At 49.5% G+C, this 17,014-nt stretch carries 23 protein-coding genes and 1 pseudogene; 4 read left to right on the top strand and 20 right to left on the bottom strand.

Translation table 11 applies throughout. The features are described 5' to 3' along the window. Positions 1-13: 13 nt before the first annotated feature. The 3 genes from P378_RS03315 to P378_RS23965 are packed head-to-tail and all read right to left on the bottom strand — an operon-like array spanning position 14 to position 2,089. Entirely contained in the window at positions 14-583 is a 570-nt protein-coding gene (locus tag P378_RS03315) for an anthranilate synthase component II (RefSeq protein ID WP_099082267.1), read from the bottom strand. Then, positions 564-1,574 carry an anthranilate synthase component I family protein gene (locus P378_RS20005; protein ID WP_420795968.1) on the bottom strand — a complete coding sequence of 337 codons (1,011 nt, stop codon included), beginning with the start codon at positions 1,572-1,574 and terminating at the stop codon, positions 564-566. Before P378_RS20005 ends, P378_RS03315 begins: the two co-directional genes overlap by 20 nt. Further along, positions 1,535-2,089, bottom strand: coding sequence for a hypothetical protein (locus tag P378_RS23965; protein ID WP_180260957.1), 555 nt, complete (start codon positions 2,087-2,089; stop codon positions 1,535-1,537). Before P378_RS23965 ends, P378_RS20005 begins: the two co-directional genes overlap by 40 nt. Before the next feature lie 342 nt (positions 2,090-2,431). Here P378_RS23965 and P378_RS03300 point away from each other — a divergent pair, with 342 nt between their 5' ends. Then, positions 2,432-2,665 carry a hypothetical protein gene (locus P378_RS03300; protein WP_099082265.1) on the top strand — a complete coding sequence of 78 codons (234 nt, stop codon included), beginning with the start codon at positions 2,432-2,434 and terminating at the stop codon, positions 2,663-2,665. Between the two features lie 65 nt (positions 2,666-2,730). On the opposite strand, the gene P378_RS03295 is transcribed toward P378_RS03300, so the two are convergent. Continuing rightward, positions 2,731-3,681 (bottom strand): GDSL-type esterase/lipase family protein, encoded by a 951-nt coding sequence (locus P378_RS03295; protein ID WP_099082264.1) that lies wholly within the window; start codon positions 3,679-3,681, stop codon positions 2,731-2,733. Positions 3,682-3,812: 131 nt separating this feature from the next. Between P378_RS03295 and P378_RS20820 the strand changes: the two are divergent. After that, positions 3,813-3,977 (top strand): annotated as a pseudogene (locus tag P378_RS20820) (IS256 family transposase); the annotation flags it as partial. Continuing rightward, positions 3,958-4,323, top strand: a complete 366-nt coding sequence (locus tag P378_RS18870; protein WP_143338399.1) for a hypothetical protein — start codon at positions 3,958-3,960, stop codon at positions 4,321-4,323. The pseudogene P378_RS20820 and the gene P378_RS18870, both read left to right, overlap by 20 nt. Here the strand turns inward: P378_RS18870 and P378_RS03285 are convergent. From P378_RS03285 to P378_RS03215, 16 genes are all read right to left on the bottom strand, one after another. Beyond that, positions 4,316-5,269, bottom strand: a complete 954-nt coding sequence (locus P378_RS03285; RefSeq protein ID WP_099082263.1) for a permease — start codon at positions 5,267-5,269, stop codon at positions 4,316-4,318. The genes P378_RS18870 and P378_RS03285 overlap by 8 nt on opposite strands. Before the next feature lie 195 nt (positions 5,270-5,464). Next, entirely contained in the window at positions 5,465-5,704 is a 240-nt protein-coding gene (locus tag P378_RS03280) for a thioredoxin family protein (RefSeq protein ID WP_099082262.1), read from the bottom strand. 168 nt (positions 5,705-5,872) lie between these two features. Continuing rightward, positions 5,873-6,424: a permease gene (locus tag P378_RS03275; RefSeq protein ID WP_238456952.1), complete on the bottom strand. Its 552-nt coding sequence runs from the start codon at positions 6,422-6,424 to the stop codon at positions 5,873-5,875. After that, entirely contained in the window at positions 6,421-6,897 is a 477-nt protein-coding gene (locus tag P378_RS03270) for a permease (RefSeq protein WP_099082261.1), read from the bottom strand. The genes P378_RS03275 and P378_RS03270 overlap by 4 nt, the downstream gene beginning before the upstream one ends. Positions 6,898-6,978: 81 nt before the next feature. After that, positions 6,979-7,440, bottom strand: coding sequence for an ArsR/SmtB family transcription factor (locus tag P378_RS03265; protein ID WP_238472824.1), 462 nt, complete (start codon positions 7,438-7,440; stop codon positions 6,979-6,981). Between the two features lie 103 nt (positions 7,441-7,543). Next, positions 7,544-8,734 (bottom strand): ABC transporter permease, encoded by a 1,191-nt coding sequence (locus tag P378_RS03260; RefSeq protein ID WP_099082260.1) that lies wholly within the window; start codon positions 8,732-8,734, stop codon positions 7,544-7,546. After that, positions 8,731-9,942, bottom strand: a complete 1,212-nt coding sequence (locus P378_RS03255) for an efflux RND transporter periplasmic adaptor subunit (RefSeq protein WP_099082259.1) — start codon at positions 9,940-9,942, stop codon at positions 8,731-8,733. The genes P378_RS03260 and P378_RS03255 overlap by 4 nt, the downstream gene beginning before the upstream one ends. Before the next feature lie 10 nt (positions 9,943-9,952). Next, the gene (locus P378_RS03250) at positions 9,953-10,630 is read right to left on the bottom strand and encodes an ABC transporter ATP-binding protein (RefSeq protein WP_099082258.1); all 678 of its coding nucleotides are present in this window, start codon (positions 10,628-10,630) and stop codon (positions 9,953-9,955) included. Positions 10,631-10,645: 15 nt separating this feature from the next. Further along, the gene (locus tag P378_RS03245; RefSeq protein WP_099082257.1) at positions 10,646-11,173 is read right to left on the bottom strand and encodes a hypothetical protein; all 528 of its coding nucleotides are present in this window, start codon (positions 11,171-11,173) and stop codon (positions 10,646-10,648) included. 22 nt (positions 11,174-11,195) lie between these two features. After that, the gene (locus tag P378_RS03240; RefSeq protein ID WP_099082256.1) at positions 11,196-11,441 is read right to left on the bottom strand and encodes a hypothetical protein; all 246 of its coding nucleotides are present in this window, start codon (positions 11,439-11,441) and stop codon (positions 11,196-11,198) included. Between the two features lie 451 nt (positions 11,442-11,892). Next, positions 11,893-12,063 (bottom strand): hypothetical protein, encoded by a 171-nt coding sequence (locus P378_RS03235; protein ID WP_238472823.1) that lies wholly within the window; start codon positions 12,061-12,063, stop codon positions 11,893-11,895. Between the two features lie 81 nt (positions 12,064-12,144). Continuing rightward, positions 12,145-13,116, bottom strand: a complete 972-nt coding sequence (locus P378_RS03230; protein WP_099082255.1) for a sulfite exporter TauE/SafE family protein — start codon at positions 13,114-13,116, stop codon at positions 12,145-12,147. Positions 13,117-13,402: 286 nt separating this feature from the next. Beyond that, positions 13,403-13,561 carry a transposase gene (locus P378_RS20815; RefSeq protein ID WP_238472822.1) on the bottom strand — a complete coding sequence of 53 codons (159 nt, stop codon included), beginning with the start codon at positions 13,559-13,561 and terminating at the stop codon, positions 13,403-13,405. Further along, positions 13,561-14,478 (bottom strand): RNA-guided endonuclease InsQ/TnpB family protein, encoded by a 918-nt coding sequence (locus tag P378_RS03225; RefSeq protein WP_238472821.1) that lies wholly within the window; start codon positions 14,476-14,478, stop codon positions 13,561-13,563. Before P378_RS03225 ends, P378_RS20815 begins: the two co-directional genes overlap by 1 nt. Before the next feature lie 9 nt (positions 14,479-14,487). Further along, positions 14,488-14,889 (bottom strand): IS200/IS605 family transposase, encoded by a 402-nt coding sequence (gene tnpA / locus P378_RS03220; RefSeq protein WP_099082254.1) that lies wholly within the window; start codon positions 14,887-14,889, stop codon positions 14,488-14,490. A 112-nt stretch (positions 14,890-15,001) separates the two neighbouring features. Further along, positions 15,002-15,544 carry a Chromate resistance protein ChrB gene (locus P378_RS03215; RefSeq protein WP_099082253.1) on the bottom strand — a complete coding sequence of 181 codons (543 nt, stop codon included), beginning with the start codon at positions 15,542-15,544 and terminating at the stop codon, positions 15,002-15,004. Positions 15,545-16,251: 707 nt separating this feature from the next. Between P378_RS03215 and P378_RS03210 the strand changes: the two genes are divergently transcribed. Beyond that, entirely contained in the window at positions 16,252-16,836 is a 585-nt protein-coding gene (locus P378_RS03210; RefSeq protein WP_099082252.1) for an IS110 family transposase, read from the top strand. Positions 16,837-17,014: the final 178 nt, after the last annotated feature.

Raw genomic sequence — 17,014 nt, 5'->3', positions numbered from 1 at the left:
CAACTCAACTCTTTTAGGAGCATTGTTTAATAAAATTATTCAACAGGGCTTTGCCCTGGGTGGTGGCTATGGACTCGGGGTGAAACTGGACTCCCTCCACCGGGTAGTTTAGATGACGGATTCCCATCACCTCCCCTTCCGGCGTCCTGGCAGATACCCTGAGGCAGGAGGGCAATGTCTCTTCCTCCACGGCCAGCGAATGATAGCGGGTGGCTGTAAAGGACTGGGGCAGATCAAGATAAAGCCCGCTGCCGTCATGCAGGATGGTGGAGGTTTTGCCGTGCATTAAGCGACCGGCCGCAATGACCTTGCCTCCCAGGGCCTGGGCGATGGTTTGATGCCCCAGGCAAACGCCCAGAATGGGCATTTTATCCTGCAGCTGCCGCACGGTTTCCAGGCAGATGCCTGCCTGTTCCGGCCTGCCCGGCCCGGGTGAGAGAATTAACCCGCTCACCCCGGTGGCCAACAGTTCCTCCGGTGTAATGGCGTCGTTGCGATAAACCCTGACTTCCTGCCCCAGTTCCCTCACCAACTGAACAAGGTTATACGTAAAGGAATCATAATTATCGATCACTGCCAGCACGCAGCACCCCTCCTTCCTCCTCTGAAGCCCCCAGCACAGCCGCAGCCATGGCCCTGGCCTTGTGCAGGGACTCTTCGTATTCCCTGGTGGGGTCGGAATCCGCCACAATGCCCGCCCCTGCCTGTAAGTAAGCTTTGCCGCCTTGCAGCACGGCCGTTCTAATGGTAATGGCGGTATCCATATTGCCGGCAAAATCAAGATAACCCACTGCCCCGGCATAATGCCCCCGGCGCATGGGCTCCAATTCTTCAATGATTTCCATGGCTCTTATTTTGGGCGCCCCGGATACCGTGCCCGCAGGGAAACAGGCGGCCAGCACATCCAGGCTGGTTTTGCCCGCCTCCAATTTTCCCGTTACCTCGGAAACCAGGTGCATGACATGGGAGTAACGTTCCACCTGCATAAAATACGGCACCTCAACGGTTCCCGGCACACAGACCCTGCCCAGGTCATTGCGTCCCAGGTCCACCAGCATCAAGTGTTCCGCCCGTTCCTTTTCGTCGTCCAGCAATTCCGCCGCCAGTTGGATATCCTCGGCGGCATCCTTGCCCCGGGGCCTGGTGCCGGCAATGGGGCGGGTAAAAACCCTTTCCCCCTCTACCCGTACCAGCATTTCCGGGGAGGCCCCCACCACAGCCAGTTCACCAAAATCCAAGTAAAAGAGATAGGGTGAAGGACTAATGGACCGCAGCCTGCGGTAGAGGTCAAAGGGCGCGCCGGCAAAGGGGAGACTGAAACGCTGGGATAACACCACCTGGAAAATATCGCCTGCCCGGATATAATCCAGGGCCCGGCTCACTGCCGACTCAAATTGACTGCGGCTCATGGAGGAATGGTCCGCCAGATACCGGTTTAACCGCTCCCTGGCGTAGGATGCGGCACCACTCAAAGGATGAACGCCCGGGTTACCCTGGGAGGCAAAAATTTGTTCCGCCACCTGGTCAATCTTTTCTACCGCCTGCCGGTAGGTCTCTTCCGGATTGCCGGACAAAGGAAGATTGCTACCACCTTCAGTGTGCGCCGCACATGGTCAAAGGCCAGCACCACACCCGGGAACATCAGCTCGCAAAGGGGCAGACCCAGACCCTCTTTACTTCGTTCCGGGAGACGTTCCAGGGAGCGCACCAGGTCGTAACCGAAATACCCCACTCCGCCGGAGGTAAAACGGGGTAAATCCGGCAGTACAGGGGTTTGGAACCTGCTTAAAAGACCAGACAACGCCGTTAAGGGGCTGCCGTGCAGCTTGGCCCTTCCCAGCTTTCCCCGGTACTCTCCCCGGTTGTCATGATAACGAAAGTTTAAAAAACAATCCGTGCCGATAAATGAATACCGGGCCAGTGTCGTACCACCTTCTACGCTTTCCAACAGGAAACTGGGTCCCCGGGGAGACAGTTTATGATAGACAGAGACGGGGGTTTCGGTATCTGCCAGGTATTCACGGCAGACCGGAATCAAGTTATACTCCTCGGATAATGAGCAGTAATCCTCAAGGGAAGGATAGTACAAGAAAATCACCTCCATATCATTTTGCTAAAGTCCGCTTGGCACCGGGCAGGTGCTTCACCCGCTGCTAAAGAAAATAAGAAAACCGCAGCTCGAAAGATGAGCTACGGTTTATACGCATATATATCCCGCTCACTGCTCTCAGCTAATCTCAACTCTGCTATTTAGCTAATCTCGTCTAGGCTAATCTACACCAATTATTAATTACACTAACATAAAGAACTGCACCAGTCAATGACCTGTCTGGCAGAAATGAAAACTTTTTTCCAAGAAGGAAATCGGAATCTGCTTGCATAAACTATATAGGTAGAAACAGATGGAACATCAGAAAGGTGGATATTTACGTTGACTGGCAAGAACTTACCGGTAAAGCTTTTTGAACCTTACCCCGTAGGCGACCTGGTGGTTTATGTAACCGGCCCGGACCGTGGTTCGGTTGTGGAAGCCGACTGTCGTTGGGAATTAACCACTACGCTGAACAGCTGCGACTGCTGTACCTTTCGCTGGCGCTCCCGCCGGGACCCCTCTTTCAAATGTCGTCATATTTTAGCACTGCGGCAGGTTTTAGATCTGGAATAGGAACGAACTCTCCTGGAAGCCAGGGGAGTTTTTGTTTTGGGGGATGGCCTGCCTGATGTTTCTTTTTATGCCAACTCCGCTTTACCGAAATGCAACCTGCCCGTCAATTGTCGGATGGCAGCTTCCCCTAATAACCGGTAGCCTTCGTGGGTTGGATGCCCACCGTCCAACAGGTACCGGACGTCCCCTTCTCCTGAATCCCCGGCCAGCAGGGGCGTATGGAAATCCAGGGTCAAAAGACCCCTTTCGCCGGCATACCGGTCGATCCATTGCCGGATTTGCTCCAGCTTGGCGAAATACCGCCGGGCCTCTTCCCCGGTACCCTCATAGTGCTGCAGCATCTGCCGGATATTGAGCGGCGAGGGTAAAGCCAGGATGGGACAAATGCCGTTGTCAAAGGCCAGTCTGACAACATTTCTGATATTTTCTTGCACTTCCGCCAGGGACACGCCCAGCCACCCGTCGTTATGGCCGCCGGCAAAGATGACATAGGCCGGTTCCTCCGCTGCAACGTCCCGGTCAAAACGGGCCAGCATTTGACCGGTGGTTTCACCGCTGATCCCCCGGTTCATGAAAGGATGGCCGGTGGCCTCTGCCACAGCGGCCACCCAGGAAAAGCGAGGACCGTCGGGATAGCCATAGGTGATGCTGTCCCCCAGGCAGACAATTTTCTTCCTGCCCGCCACCTCCTGAAAAGCCTGTACCCCTTTTTCATCAGGCAAAGCAAAGGTCACTTCCTCGATGCCGGAACCCAGGGACAAATATCTCCTTACTTCTGAAACCATCACCCTAGCGGCAGCCGGGGATATCTCCTCCGCCCTTGAGTTGAGCACCGGCAGCAGCAGGGATTTTAAACCCCTGGACTCCGCAGCCTTGCAGGCCTCCCCGGTGACCGCCCTGATTCTTTGCTCATGGGACCCTTCCGGAAGTCCAAAATCCTGGGCATGCATGACCTGGCTTTTTTCTCGATCCTGCAGACCGAGCAGGGATATATCCGCCTGGATGACATTAATCATAGGGAACCCTCCTTAAAAGATATAATAATACTGATCTTACATCTTGCATTGATATTAATATACTGATGAAACTTAAATAATCTAGTGATATTTTTTGTCGATGCTAGAAATATTTATCGAATGAAAATTTTAAAAAGACGAAAACCAAAACTGCTTATCCTACGGATGATGCTTTGAGAAAGATAATTTGCCTGGCGATCGAGTCAATCTCTAAGAAGTGGACTATGCCAATCCAAGAATGGAGAAATTGTATTTCCCAACTTGCAATCTACTTTTGTGATAGAATTCAGTCAGATACACTCCTTCCGCAGGGCAGAAATTTTTATCACTGCTTCCACTTCCTGGTATATTTCTATGCAGAGGTGGTTTGCTTCTGCACAAAAAATACCCCTCAGTCTTTTCCCGGGGGAGCAGGGAACCGAGGCGCTGCTCCTGTCCACTGAGGAAGGGTATAAAATTATCCCTCTGCGGCTGGATGCCGTCTTTATTTCCCTGGACGGTCCCGATGATGAAGAATACAATGAAATCCGCCGGACCGAGTTTGCCCCGGTGGTGGACAACATCAAAGCCTTAAACACCCAAGTTTGTCATGCTCTGTCAGTTCCTGGAGCATTTTTTCATACGTCACAGCCCATTAAATAATGGCGTTAAACAGATAACCTACCATCATGATGGCCACCGCCATAATGCCCGCAAAGATGGCAATGAGCTTCACCTTCAGCACCTGTTTAAGAATAATCATCTCCGGCAGGGACAGGGCGGTGACCGCCATCATAAAGGCCAGGGCGGTGCCGATACCCATGCCCTTGCTCATCAGGGCCTGCACAATGGGGATGGTGCCGGCGACGTTAGAATAAAGGGGCACCCCGATCAGTACCGCCAGGGGAACCGCAAAGGGATTATCCTTACCGGCGTACTGCAGCAGGAAGTTTTCTGGTGCATAGCCGTGGATACCGGCCCCTACCGCAATACCAATAACCACATAAATCCACACTTTTTTCAGGATTTGTTTGGTGTAGTTCAAAGCATAAGTGGCCCGCTCCTGCCAGGACATTTTGCCGTCCGCCGCCCCGGTGCCGCCGATTTTAATTTCATAGACATAGGGCTGCACCAGGTGTTCCAGTTTCAGCTTGCCGATGACAATCCCCGCAATGATGGCCACCGTGAGACCGGTGGCGATATAAATCATGGCAATCTTCCAGCCAAAGAGGCCCCAGAGCATGATCAGGGCCACCTCATTGACCATTGGCGAGGAAATAAGGAAGGAAAAGGTTACCCCCAGGGGCACGCCGGCCTCAATAAAGCCGATAAAGAGCGGCACCGCCGAGCAGGAGCAAAAGGGGGTTACAATGCCCAAAAGGGCCGCCATGATGTTGCCCAGAAAGGTTCGCTTGTGGCTTAAAATTTTCTTGGTCTTTTCCGGCGGGAAGAAACTGCGGATGATGGACACCACAAAGATAATGGTGGCCAGCAGCAGCATGACCTTAATGGTGTCGTAAATAAAGAAGTTCAGGGAATCCGCCAGGTGGGTCTTGGGCTTTAACCCCAGCCAGTTGTACACTACCAAATCCGCAAAGGACTGCAACATGGTAATCACTCTCCCGTAATTGTTGTTCCGCCAATCTATATTATTATATTTGAATATAGTTTAATACTGACTCGTCCGGGTGTCAATACAGGAACCAGGTAATTTCAAAATAAAAGCCATCCCCGGTTGGGAGGATGACTTGTCCTCGAACGGGCACGCCGTTCGTCTTATGCTTTTCAGCCCCTTAAACAAACCTTACTGTTCTTCGCTGATCATCTTTTTAATGTCCGCCTTGCTGGGCACCCGGCCGGAAACCTTTACCTTGCCGTTAATCACCAGACCGGGGGTGAGCATAACACCGTATTGCACAATTTTGCCAATTTCCTCCACTTTTTCCACGTTAGCCTGTAAATTCATTTCCGCCACAACTTCTTTAACCGCCTTCTCCAGTGCCTTGCAATTCTGGCACCCCGTTCCCAGCACTTTGATCTCCATACTTTGTCCCTCCTGTTTTAAGGTTAATTGTTCTTAATATTAATTGATAATATAAATATTTGCTAATATAATAACATTTAATGGTTGTCTCCGGCAATCCTTATTCTTCCCATTTTTAAACAAAACAACGCAAATTTAATGGCTACGGTGGCTATTAACCTGGGCGTGTCAGACTGTTTCCCAAGCCTTTGCCGAAATTTGTTGTCCCGTGCGGTTCGGTGGGTTAGAATTTTCCACAAATTTTTCCACCACAAAGCCGGTGGTGATAATGGCAGGAAGCGTCAGGGCAAGTCGCACCAGGGCAAACTTCCAGCCCACAAACCGCACTTCCATCATAATCATGGGGATTTTAATGGTGGCCCAGGTGCCGAGGAAGATGACCGCATTGGCCAAACGGCAGCCCTTTTTCAGCATAGCATCGGCCACCGGGAAACCGGCATAAAGAGGCCCCGCTGCCGCCGACCCAACCAGTATAGAAATGAGAATTCCCTTTAGCCCCGACCCCTGGCCCACATTTTTCTCCACCATGTGGCGGGGCACCCAGACATCCAGCAGACCCACCAAAACCATGATGGGTGGGATAAAGAGGAGCATTTCTATCAGATAGTCAAAGCCCGTTTGGGCCGCCACCGCCCCTTTGCCGCTACCGGACAGATGAAGTCCCAGATCCAGCAGGACTACCAGTAAAAACAGGGCATATTTTCTAACCCGCATTATCATACCAGCACTCCCATCAAAAGCCCGATGACCAGAGCAAAACCAAAGCCCAGAACGTTCCGGCTAAGGGTAAAGGGCTTGCCGAAATATTTGATTTCTGCCGGAGCGGTGATGAGCCCCACCATCATCAGGGTGGTAATAAAGCAGGCCACAGCGGTGACACCGGCCCCGGCCTGCAAAAGCGACCCCGCCAGGGGGAAGGCCACAAAGGCAGGCATGAGGGTAATGGAACCCACCAGGGAAACCAGGATGAGACCCGGGATGCTCCGGTCGCTGAAGATGGTTTTGATAACCTCCGGCGGCAGAACCGCCAGCACCAATCCCATCATGCCGACAATACCCAGCATGGTAGGCAGCAGGTTGCTGAAGGACTTCCAGGCAATTTTCAGGGCCTTTTTGGTTTTCTGCTTATCTCTGCTCCAAGAAAGGGCCAGCAAAAGGAAGGTGACAATAAACAAAACCGTGGTAAAACTCACAATTAATCACCTCTTTATCGGTGCTATGTATTATGAAAGTACGAAAGGGCAGGAAGAAGCGCCTGCCCTCTGACTTTTGCCTTATTCTTTATCCTTGTTCTCGCAGGAATGATTTTCCTGGTCGCCGTGACATTCTTTAATTTGTTGCTGGCTGCATTGTCCGGGTTTTCCCTGAAGTTTTTCCGGGTGTTCACATTTGCATTTACACATCTTCTTTATCTCCTCTCCTCGATTAATTCCTGATAACGACTCCCGCTGGCAGACATATTCCGAGGCCGCCGGTCTGGCTGCCAGATCCCGCAGGGCCTCAGCCGTCTGGACTAAAACGCCCCTTTCCACGGAGTAATGGGTCCAGTAACCCCTCTTTTCCCCCTTGAGCAGGCCTCCTTTCCTTAAAACCTGAATATGCTGGGAAACAGCCGCTTCGGATATTCCCAGACGGTAGGCCAGGGCCCCCACGCAAAAATCGTTGGTTAAGAGCAGTTGCAGTATTTTAAAGCGTGTTTCATCTCCGAGAATTTTTAGTATGGATAAAAGCTCCACTGTTTTTACCCCGCCTAACTAATTAAGTATTAACTTAATTATATCAGAAAAAACTTAATTTGCAAGATTTTTTAATTGTTTACCAAATCGCCAATTCAATTCTCTAATCATAACTTAACGCTTCCAGCGGGCTTAGATCAGCTGCCTTCTTGGCCGGGTAATAGCCAAAAAAGGTACCGGTAGCAACCGAAAAAACCATACCCAGAACTACCCCCAGAGTGCTTGGAATAGCCTTTAATCCGGCATATTTCATCAAAGGAAGCATCAGTAGACCCAGGCTCACCCCCACTATACCACCGGCCAGGCTGATGATAACCGCCTCCAGTAAGAATTGCAGCAGGATATCCTTTTTCCTGGCGCCGATGGCCTTTAAAATGCCGATTTCTCTGGTCCGCTCCTTCACTGAAACCAACATTACGTTCATAATGCCGATACCCCCCACCACCAGGACGATGGTGGCGACGATAACCAGCATCAGGGACATGGTGCGGGCAGAATCCTGGGCGGCAGCTAATTTACTGCCGGCATCCCTTAAGAAAAAATCGTCATCCCCACGTAGGCGGTGGGTTTCCCTTAAGACACCGGCAATTTGGCTCATGGCTGCGGGCACACTGGCCAGGTCTCTGGCCTGGGCCACCATCCGGGGATAGACGGTAGTCCCCAGGATGTACTTTTCAGCCACTTCGTAGGGCACAATGGCACTTTCATCAAAGTTCACCCCGCCGGTGGCATCTCCCAACCTCTCCAGCACTCCGACAACTTTCAAATTACGTTGATGTACCTTTACAGTGCTGCTCAATGCCGTCACGGTATCGTCACCAAATAACTCTTTCGCTACCTCTGATCCCAGCACCACAACTTTATTCCTTTGCTTGTTGTCATCCTGACTGATAAACCGACCCGCTTGGACTTTCAGATTGTTCAAAGGCTGGGCCTCCGGGAAGACCCCAACGACATCTCCCCGGTAGTCGCGGTTATTAAAGCTACTCTCGGCCTTACCGTTAATCAGCACGGTAACCTGCCCCACCGCCGGGGCCTTTTCCCGGATGGCCGCCACGTCTTTGGTGGTCAGGGGCTTTTTATAGGTGCCGCTTTGGGAGGACATGACAAAAATGGTGCCGGCGTTGAGTTTGGCAAATTGCTGGGCCACCGAGGCCTGCCCTCCCTTGCCCACTGCCACCACCAGGATTATGGTGGCCGCACCGACAATGACACCCAGGGCGGTTAGAAAAGCCCGGACTTTATTGCCAAGGATATTAACCAGGGCCATTTTCACGAGTTCACTTATTTTCATGCCTTCTCACCCTGATTTGCCTTTTTGGTGCGGATAATTACCTTATCTCCCTGCTTGAGACCGCTGATAACCTCCACATTGGTGCCATCAGTGAAGCCGGTTTTTACCCTTTGGGTCACATATTGGCCCTGTTCATTGAGCTTTTCCACTACTTGGGCACCGTCAACCCGTCTGACCGCTGCATTGGGGATCATTAGTACATCCTTCTTTTGTACAAGGATAAAGGATGCCGTTCCGGTCATGCCGTTTTTTATTCTCGGTTCCGGGCGGTCCAGTTGTACGTCCACTTCATAGCTCACCACACCACTGCTGTCTGTTTGGGGCAACGGGATAATCCCAGTGACCTTACCCGGAAAAAGTTCATCGCGCAGGGCCTCAAATTTGACCTCTACCACCTGACCGGGGGAAACTTGGCCAATGTCCAGTTCCAGCACCTTAGCGTTTACATATACCGCATTATCTTCAGCCACCACTGCAAATTTTTTGTCACCGTTATCCCCACCTGTGGTATAGTGTTCGCCTACCTTGCTGCCCAGGTAAAGGACAGTACCGTCTACCGGGGAGCGCAACACGGTGTCTGCCAGGTTCTTCTCTGCTTTTTTTAACGCCACCAGAGCCTGGGCCACGTTGGCTTCCTCCATCTTAATGGACGAGGTGGCCTCTTTAGCCAACTCATAACTTTCCGCGGCACTGTCGGCGGCAGTTTTCTTTAAGGACAGTTCCTGTTTGGAAAAGGCGTCCGGTATCTGGCTCATAGGCTCATAAACAAGTCGGGCGTTGTCCAATTTTTCCTTGGCGGCGACCAATTTGTCCTGGTAATCTTCCCGGGCCTTGGCCAATTTAGCCTGGGCCGCCTCGTAGTTTGCCCGGGCCGACTGCAGCTCTAACTCATATTTTTCCGGGTCCAGGCGGGCAATGACATCACCGGCCTTTATTTTGCTGCCCACCGCAACGGGGATTTCTTTTATGATTCCTTCCATTGGAAAATTAAGCACCACAGAGGTTTGCTCCGCTTTGACATCCGCCTCCATATCTATTTTCAAGTCGCCCCTCTGTACCGTTACTTCTTTGATTTCTTCCGCCGTCACCTTCTGCATAGACCTCTGCCATAAGAAAAAAGAACCGGCCAACCCCAGGCAAATCAGCACTGTTCCTATGGCTAATGCCTTTTTGCTTTTAAAACCGGACAATTTATCTGACCATTGCAAAAGACTCCCCCTAAAAATGCTCCCCGGCTATCACTTTGCCATCCTTGATTTGGATGATCCTGCCGGCCTGCCGGGCAATGCCGGGGTCATGGGTAATTAAAACCAGCGTGCGGCCACTGTTATGTAACGCTTTGAACAGTTCCATGATTTCCTTGCCCGAGCGGGTATCCAGGTTACCGGTAGGCTCGTCTGCCAGAATCAAAGGTGGGTCTGCCACCAAGGCTCTCGCTATGGCCACCCGCTGCTGCTGGCCCCCGGAAAGTTCTCCGGGCCGGTGTTTCATTCTATCCCCAAGGCCCACCATTTCCAGCAGGCGGGCGGCCTGCCCCCGGGAAACACGGCGGTCCACCCCTTGATAGATGAGGGGGATTTCCACATTAGTCAATGTGTCAAAGCGGGGCAAGAGATTAAACTTTTGAAAGACAAAGCCGATTTTTCTGTTTCTGACCACCGCCAGTTGCTCCTCGGAACAGCCCAGAACATCTTCCCCATCCAGCCAATACTCCCCGGCAGTAGGTCGGTCCAGGCAGCCCATCAGTTGCATGAGGGTGGTTTTACCAGAGCCCGAGGCTCCTATAATGGCCACAAATTCCCCCCTGGCCACCGATACTTGCACACCATCCAATGCCTTGAGTTCTATCGCCCCGGTTTTATACACCTTTACAATGCCCTTCATAGCAATCATCATTTCTTCCCCCACGCCCTACCGGCTGCCGCTACGGATAATCTGCACAAATTCAACGGTAGATTCCCCGCCACCAGATGACTTTTCCAGCCACAATTTCAAGAGATCATCTTTTTTAATGTTTGAGATATCTACCTGCTCTGCCCCGTTGGCAGAAGTATTGGTTAGAATGACAGGGGTTCCCACAGGAATGAGGATTTCAAGGATTTCGTTGGTAACTTTAATTCTCTCATCTCTGGCTTTGGCTCTTTCCTCGGGACTGAGTGCCTGCATTTTGGCCCGTTGGGCGGCCCTTTCTTCTTCTGTCAAAGCTTCATTTTTGTTTTCTGCCTTAAATACTGTTACTTTGTTACCCCGGATAGTTTTAACCTTACCCCATAAATCTGCCTGCCGGTTAGGGGCCCCGTACTGGGTGACAGATGTTGTTGGGTTAATTTCACCGGTGGTTGCAGTGGTTGTCTTCGTGTTTGTAGAGCCACAGCCTGTAATGGCCAGTACCAGTATAAGAAGACTTAAAAGCACGGTACTGATTTTTTTAATAAGCATTGAAATCACCACCAATTTCTAATTAATCTTTTTCAACCTTATTCTTAAGTACGGATAGTTCATTTCTTAGCTGGTTAATTTCCTCCCGTAATAGCTTGACTTCCCCGGACATGTTGGGGAATACCCGGGCGGCCAGCTCTTCTTCGTTGGGTCCTTCATCCCGGGGCTGTTCCTTGCCCCTGGTAAAAAGATACGTTAAGACAGCAATAAAAATAAATACCACTATCCAAAACAAAATACCCTGCCCGGCAAAAGGTTGATGGTACATGGTTTCATCTCCTTATTTCCTGGGTTCTATGTGTTAATTGTAAGCTAAGGCTAAATCCTGTCCGCTGAAGATCAAATGTCTCATTTTTTGAGCGGCGATGGCAATCCACTCTTACAAAGCATTACTAGCTCTCCCCAGAAGTCACCGTAAATCCTGAACGAACCCAACCAATTTTACCTGACTTTAGGTTAGAGATTTGTTTTACTTAAGATTTTCCTCATGCGCATTTTCCTCCTTGTTTGTAAGGTCTTTTTGGTTTCATTCCGAATACATTATATCTATGAAATGTCACAAAATTGTTAACAAGCCGTCACAAATTTGTGAATTATGTTTGAACTGTTTACAATTGTTGCCCAATTGATAGTTCTGTATTTTATATAAAAAGGATACTCCCGCTATTCCAAGATAACGGAAGTATCCTTAAGATGGTGTAATAACCAGCCCTGCACTACTAATAAGGGATGAGCCCACAGTCCTCCAGTAGCTGCCGGCTGGTTTTGCTTAATATTAAGTCCAGAAATACCCAGGCCATCTCCGGGTTTGGCGCATTTTTGCGGATGGCGATGGCAAAGATATAATATTTGTCCACCAACTCCGGCACCAGTAACTCATCAAAGAGCATGGGGTCTGCCAGGGCCGGCTCTGGAAAAGGAAATCCCTTCTGCGGCGCAGGAACTGTACCACAGTCGGGATTTGCGTGTGCCTATTTAAGGAAATACTGCCCAATATAGCTGAAGGCCAGGAAGAGAATTAAACCGGTGAGAATTACCTTGATGATTTTATCCGGCAGGAACTTCTGGATGCGGGCACCCACATAGGTTCCCAAAAGACCACCGATGCCAAAGAGGGCTCCCAGCAGCCAGTCGGGGGCCACGGCGGTCTGGCTGGCAATGGAGGTGGTGGCCAGGATGTGGTAGTAAACAACCCCGGCAATGGAAGTTATGAAGGTCCCGGCCAGGGCCGCCCCGGCCACGGTATAGACCGGCAGGCCCAGCACCGCCACGCAGAAGGGGGAGATAATGGCCCCGCCGCCGATGCCGTAAATGCCGCCGATTAAGCCCACCACCAGGGCCAGGGAGAGGATGGCCAGGGTGCTAAAGGAGTAGGTATCGCCCCAGAATTCGTATTCAATCTTCTTCCAGGATACAGACTTGGTCTTAACCACTGCTTCTGCAGGCAGACCGGCGGCCATGCGGCCGGAGTTTTCTTCTTTCAGTTTTGCCACCTGCTCGGCAAACTTTTTCTGCATGATTTTGTTCTGCTCTTTTACCTGCTTGTTCCAGCCCATCACTTCCGACAGCAGGCGGTAACCCAGGTACAGCAGCACCAGACCCACAAAGAGCTTGAAGGCTTTGGGATTGGGCAGGTACAAAATGCGAATCCAAGCCCCGAAGAATACGCCGGGCAACGTGCCGATGACCACTGCCCAGGTCAAAGGCCAGGCCATGCGGCCCTCTTTAATGTAACGGTATAGCCCGCCGGGGATGGCGATAATGTTATAAATGAGATTGGTGGGGCTAACCGAGGGGCTGGTGTAGTGCAGCACGCTCACCTGGAAGGGCAGCAGCAAGAAAGCACCGGATACCCCGGCTGAAGCCGTTAAAGAGGAAACCAGGAACGCCACCAGCGGTGGAATAAAGGGCAGAACATCCACCCCGGACACAGGGAAATGCATAAAGTCCGCTCCTTTCAAATGATATTTTGGTTAAAGCCTGATTAACCGGTTAGTAAAATCATCGCCCCCTCTTATATTTGCATAGTGCATATAGTATTATAACAATCATAGATATTGTTCAAAAAGATGTCAACGGGGGTTTGTAAATAATTTCACAATAGCGCCGTGTTCTTATGTATGCAAAGTGACGACTCCCCACGTTGAAACGTGAGGCTTCTCGGTTCATCCAGGCTGCTACCGCCGCCTGTCCCCGAAGGCCCCGTCCAGGCCCTAATTTTTACGGTAGTTATACTGCTCGTTTCAAAATGTTAATGGCAGCATTTACATCCCGGTCTATAGACAGTCCACAAACCGGGCAGTGGTGCCACCTTTGGGATAGCTTTTTCTTCACTTCGGCACCACACCGGGAGCATAGTTGTGATGTTTGCTTGGGATCAACTTCCACTACCTTACGGCCGCACTCTCAGCCTTGCTCGTTAGGATTAGTCTGAAGTTCCCCCAGCCGGCATCAGCAATACTCTTGGCCAGGTGGTGGTTCTGGGTCATATTCTTAACCTGCAAATCTTCAATGGCTATCAAATCGTACCGATTTACCAGGGAACGGGCAACTTTATGGTGCAGATCCCGGCGCTGGTTAGCCACCTTTTCGTGGCACCGGGCCAGATCCCGGACAGCCTTCTTCCGGCGGTTGGAACCTTTTTTCCTGCGGGATACCCGGCGTTGGTGCTGTTTTAGTTTCTTTTCTGCCTGGCGCAGCTGCCGGGGATTATCAAAGATTTCTCCGTCTGAGGTAGTGGCAAACTTTTCTAACCCAACGTCTATTCCGCAGGATTCACCGGTAGGCGGTAGTGGTACTGCATCTATCTCCACTGAAAAGCAAGCGTACCATTTGCCGTTCTGCCGCCGGATGGTTAGTGTCTTAACCTTACCATCCATGGGACGGTGCAGTTTTATTTTCACCGGGCCTATCTTTGAGAGTACCAGACGGTTATCTTCCAAAGAAAACCCAGACTGCGGGTAAGTAAAACTGTCATATCTTCGGGCTGGCTTAAACAAGGGATAGCCCGGGGTCTCCCCAGCTTTCACCCTGCGGAAGAAAGCCTGGTGGGTCTTATCAACTCGCCGGGCCACATCCTGAAGTACCTGTGAAAAGACTTCTTTTAACCTGGGGTTATCTTCTTTTTTAAACGGCAGTGATTTAATCTGGTCGTAGCATTTTATACTAATGCCGCCAATCTCCCAAGCTTCCCGTCGTTCTTCAAGAAATTGATTATATACCAGGCTGCACAAGAAGCAGGTTTCATGCATCTTGCGAGATTGTTCTTTTGTTGGATAGAGCCGGTACTTGTAGGTTTTAAGCATAGTGACACCTCAATGATCCTGGCATTCTTCGATGTATCGTTTGATTATTTCAGCCGATACAGCACCGGCTGTTCCTATATAGTAGGATGGTGCCCACAGAGTTCCCTGACCGGTCCTTTTTGCTAACTCCGGAAACTCTAACAGCAGCTGCCGGGCTGAAACACCTTTAAATCGTTTTACAATATCAGCTGGGCTAAACTTTGGGGGTGCAGATACAAACAAGTGGACGTGGTCTGGCATTACCTCAAGGGCAACAATTTCCCACGCCATTGCCTTTGCTATCTGCCGAAGAATTTCTTCTGCCCTGGATGCCACATGCCCGACTAATACCTTGCGCCGGTACTTGGGTATCCATACTATGTGATAGTTAATATGGTATCGTGAATGTCTTGTTGATTTAACCTTATCCATATCTAAAATTTACCATACTCAAAAGAAAATACTCAATACTTTAAAAACCAAGCCGCCTTTCATCCCCGGTCCAGAGTTTTCCCGGCGGCTAAAGTATAAACGAGGAATATAGCTAATTTTTTTTTCGACCATGTTGATCCTCATACTGAAATACCCTGTCACTAAATTCCTCTAGTTTCTCCTGGCATTGCTGAATGAGTTCTCCTGCCTTTTGGCTAAGGCTGGCTTTAAAATAATCCCTGGCCAGCACTTTTTCGTACCACTTTTTCAACTTTTCCAGGTCTTCTTCGTTTTCTTCCAGCTCCGCATAGGTAAAATGCTTATCGTTTATCTCACACTCTATCTCTTTAAAAAAGTCGTCACATTTATCAATGATTTCCGTATACTCCTCGTTCCTGGCCTCATTAATCTGCTCAACCAGCCTTTCCTCCGCCCCCACTAAGGTGCTCTTAAAAAGGTAGCCTTCTCCACCCATTTCTTCGATTTCTTTTCGCAACTGGCGGAAGTGCCTTTCAGACTCTTTATTACTGGGTAAAATACACACCGAGTTTTGTATATAAAAAGCACCTACATTTTTGACTTTACGCCAAACCGCAGCCCTTAGTTTAGTGGGCTCCGAGGGTATTTTGTAAACAAGAATCAGCCACTCGTTCATACTTAGAACTCCTCGTATAATAAGTTTAGAAACAAGGACAAGCCAATTTACCATCTTTGGTATTATATGGATTGCCCTATTGGAACCGGTTCCTACATTAGGTACCTGAACCACCAAAAGCAATAAACGAACCCATAATAGATACAATAAGGTATACCTGTCGCGCGACTATTGTACTGTGGGTAAGTTTTGAAACTTTTGTTGGTTAAGGTACCAAGAATATGGGTGGTGATAATAAAGAACTTTCAGTTTTAACAAAATCCAAACCCCGATCGGGTAATAATGTTAAATCAAAAAATAAAATAGAAGTTATTCTTTTACCGGCCTCCAAGGTGCTTTTAGTAGGTATCTTGCCCGGGCCGGTTTTCTATTGCCTTTTTTAAACGATGTTTTCTGGAATATCAAGCAGTATCTAGACTTGGTTGCTTATTTGCGGGACAATGGGACCGACAGGCAAAGTATAGGGATATTTCTATCACTCCTTGTGGGATCTTCTTAGATCACTACTTTTTAAAGACTGTTACCCTTGGTCCGCTGCCAATTTCTAACCGCTGGTTGTGCCGCCGGTTTTATGGTGATGGGCTGCAGCACCCATTTGTACCCACCTGGCCGGATGAGTACTCATTACGAGGCTGGGGTAGGCGGTTTCCCGAGGGCACCCAGGTCTTATACTTAGCTTGATTTTCTTGTCTTGGGAGGTGATATATATGACCAAACTTTTTGTTGGTATTGACGTTAGCATGAACGATAATAAAGTGCGCCTTCTAAAAGAAGATGGATCTGACGCAGGCAAATTAACGGTTACTAACAATCTACCCGGTGCAATTAAGCTTGTGGACAAAATTCTCCAAACTGCTGGTCACTATTCAGTGGACAAACTTGTCGTGGGTCTTGAATCCACATCCCACTACAGTTATCACCTTGCAACCTTTTTAAAAAATGACCAACGCCTAGCAATCCTTTCTCCCAGCGTTCATGTTTTAAATGCCAAATCTGTCCATCGTTTTAAGAGTTCTTATAATGATCTACCTAAAAACGATGATGTGGATGCCTGGGTTATTGCAGATAAATTACGTTTTGGTCGCCTCCCGGAGGAGGTTTCTGTGGATGATCGTTATCTTGCTCTACAACGTTTAACTCGCACACGCTTTCATTTAATGCAGAGTATATCCAGGGAGAAAGCCTTCTTCCTGAATAACTTGTTCTTGAAATTCAGTTCTCTATGCCAGGATAAGCTTTTTAGCAACCTATGGTGGCTAAAGATGTCAAGACATTTTTTTGAACTTGTTTAAGGTGGTTTTTCTCCCTCCTTTGTGTATTTTATAAGAAAAATATTACCATTAAAACCATTTATTAACTGGTAATTAAGTAAATTTTTCCCATGCAATACTACTGCAAAAGAAAGTTGACCATAAATGTTGATAACTTTTCCTTCCACCACTAATGTACCGATATTTCACGCACCCGTTC

The sequence above is a fragment of the Desulforamulus profundi genome (assembly GCF_002607855.1).
This window is presented reverse-complemented; position numbering and strand designations above follow the sequence as displayed.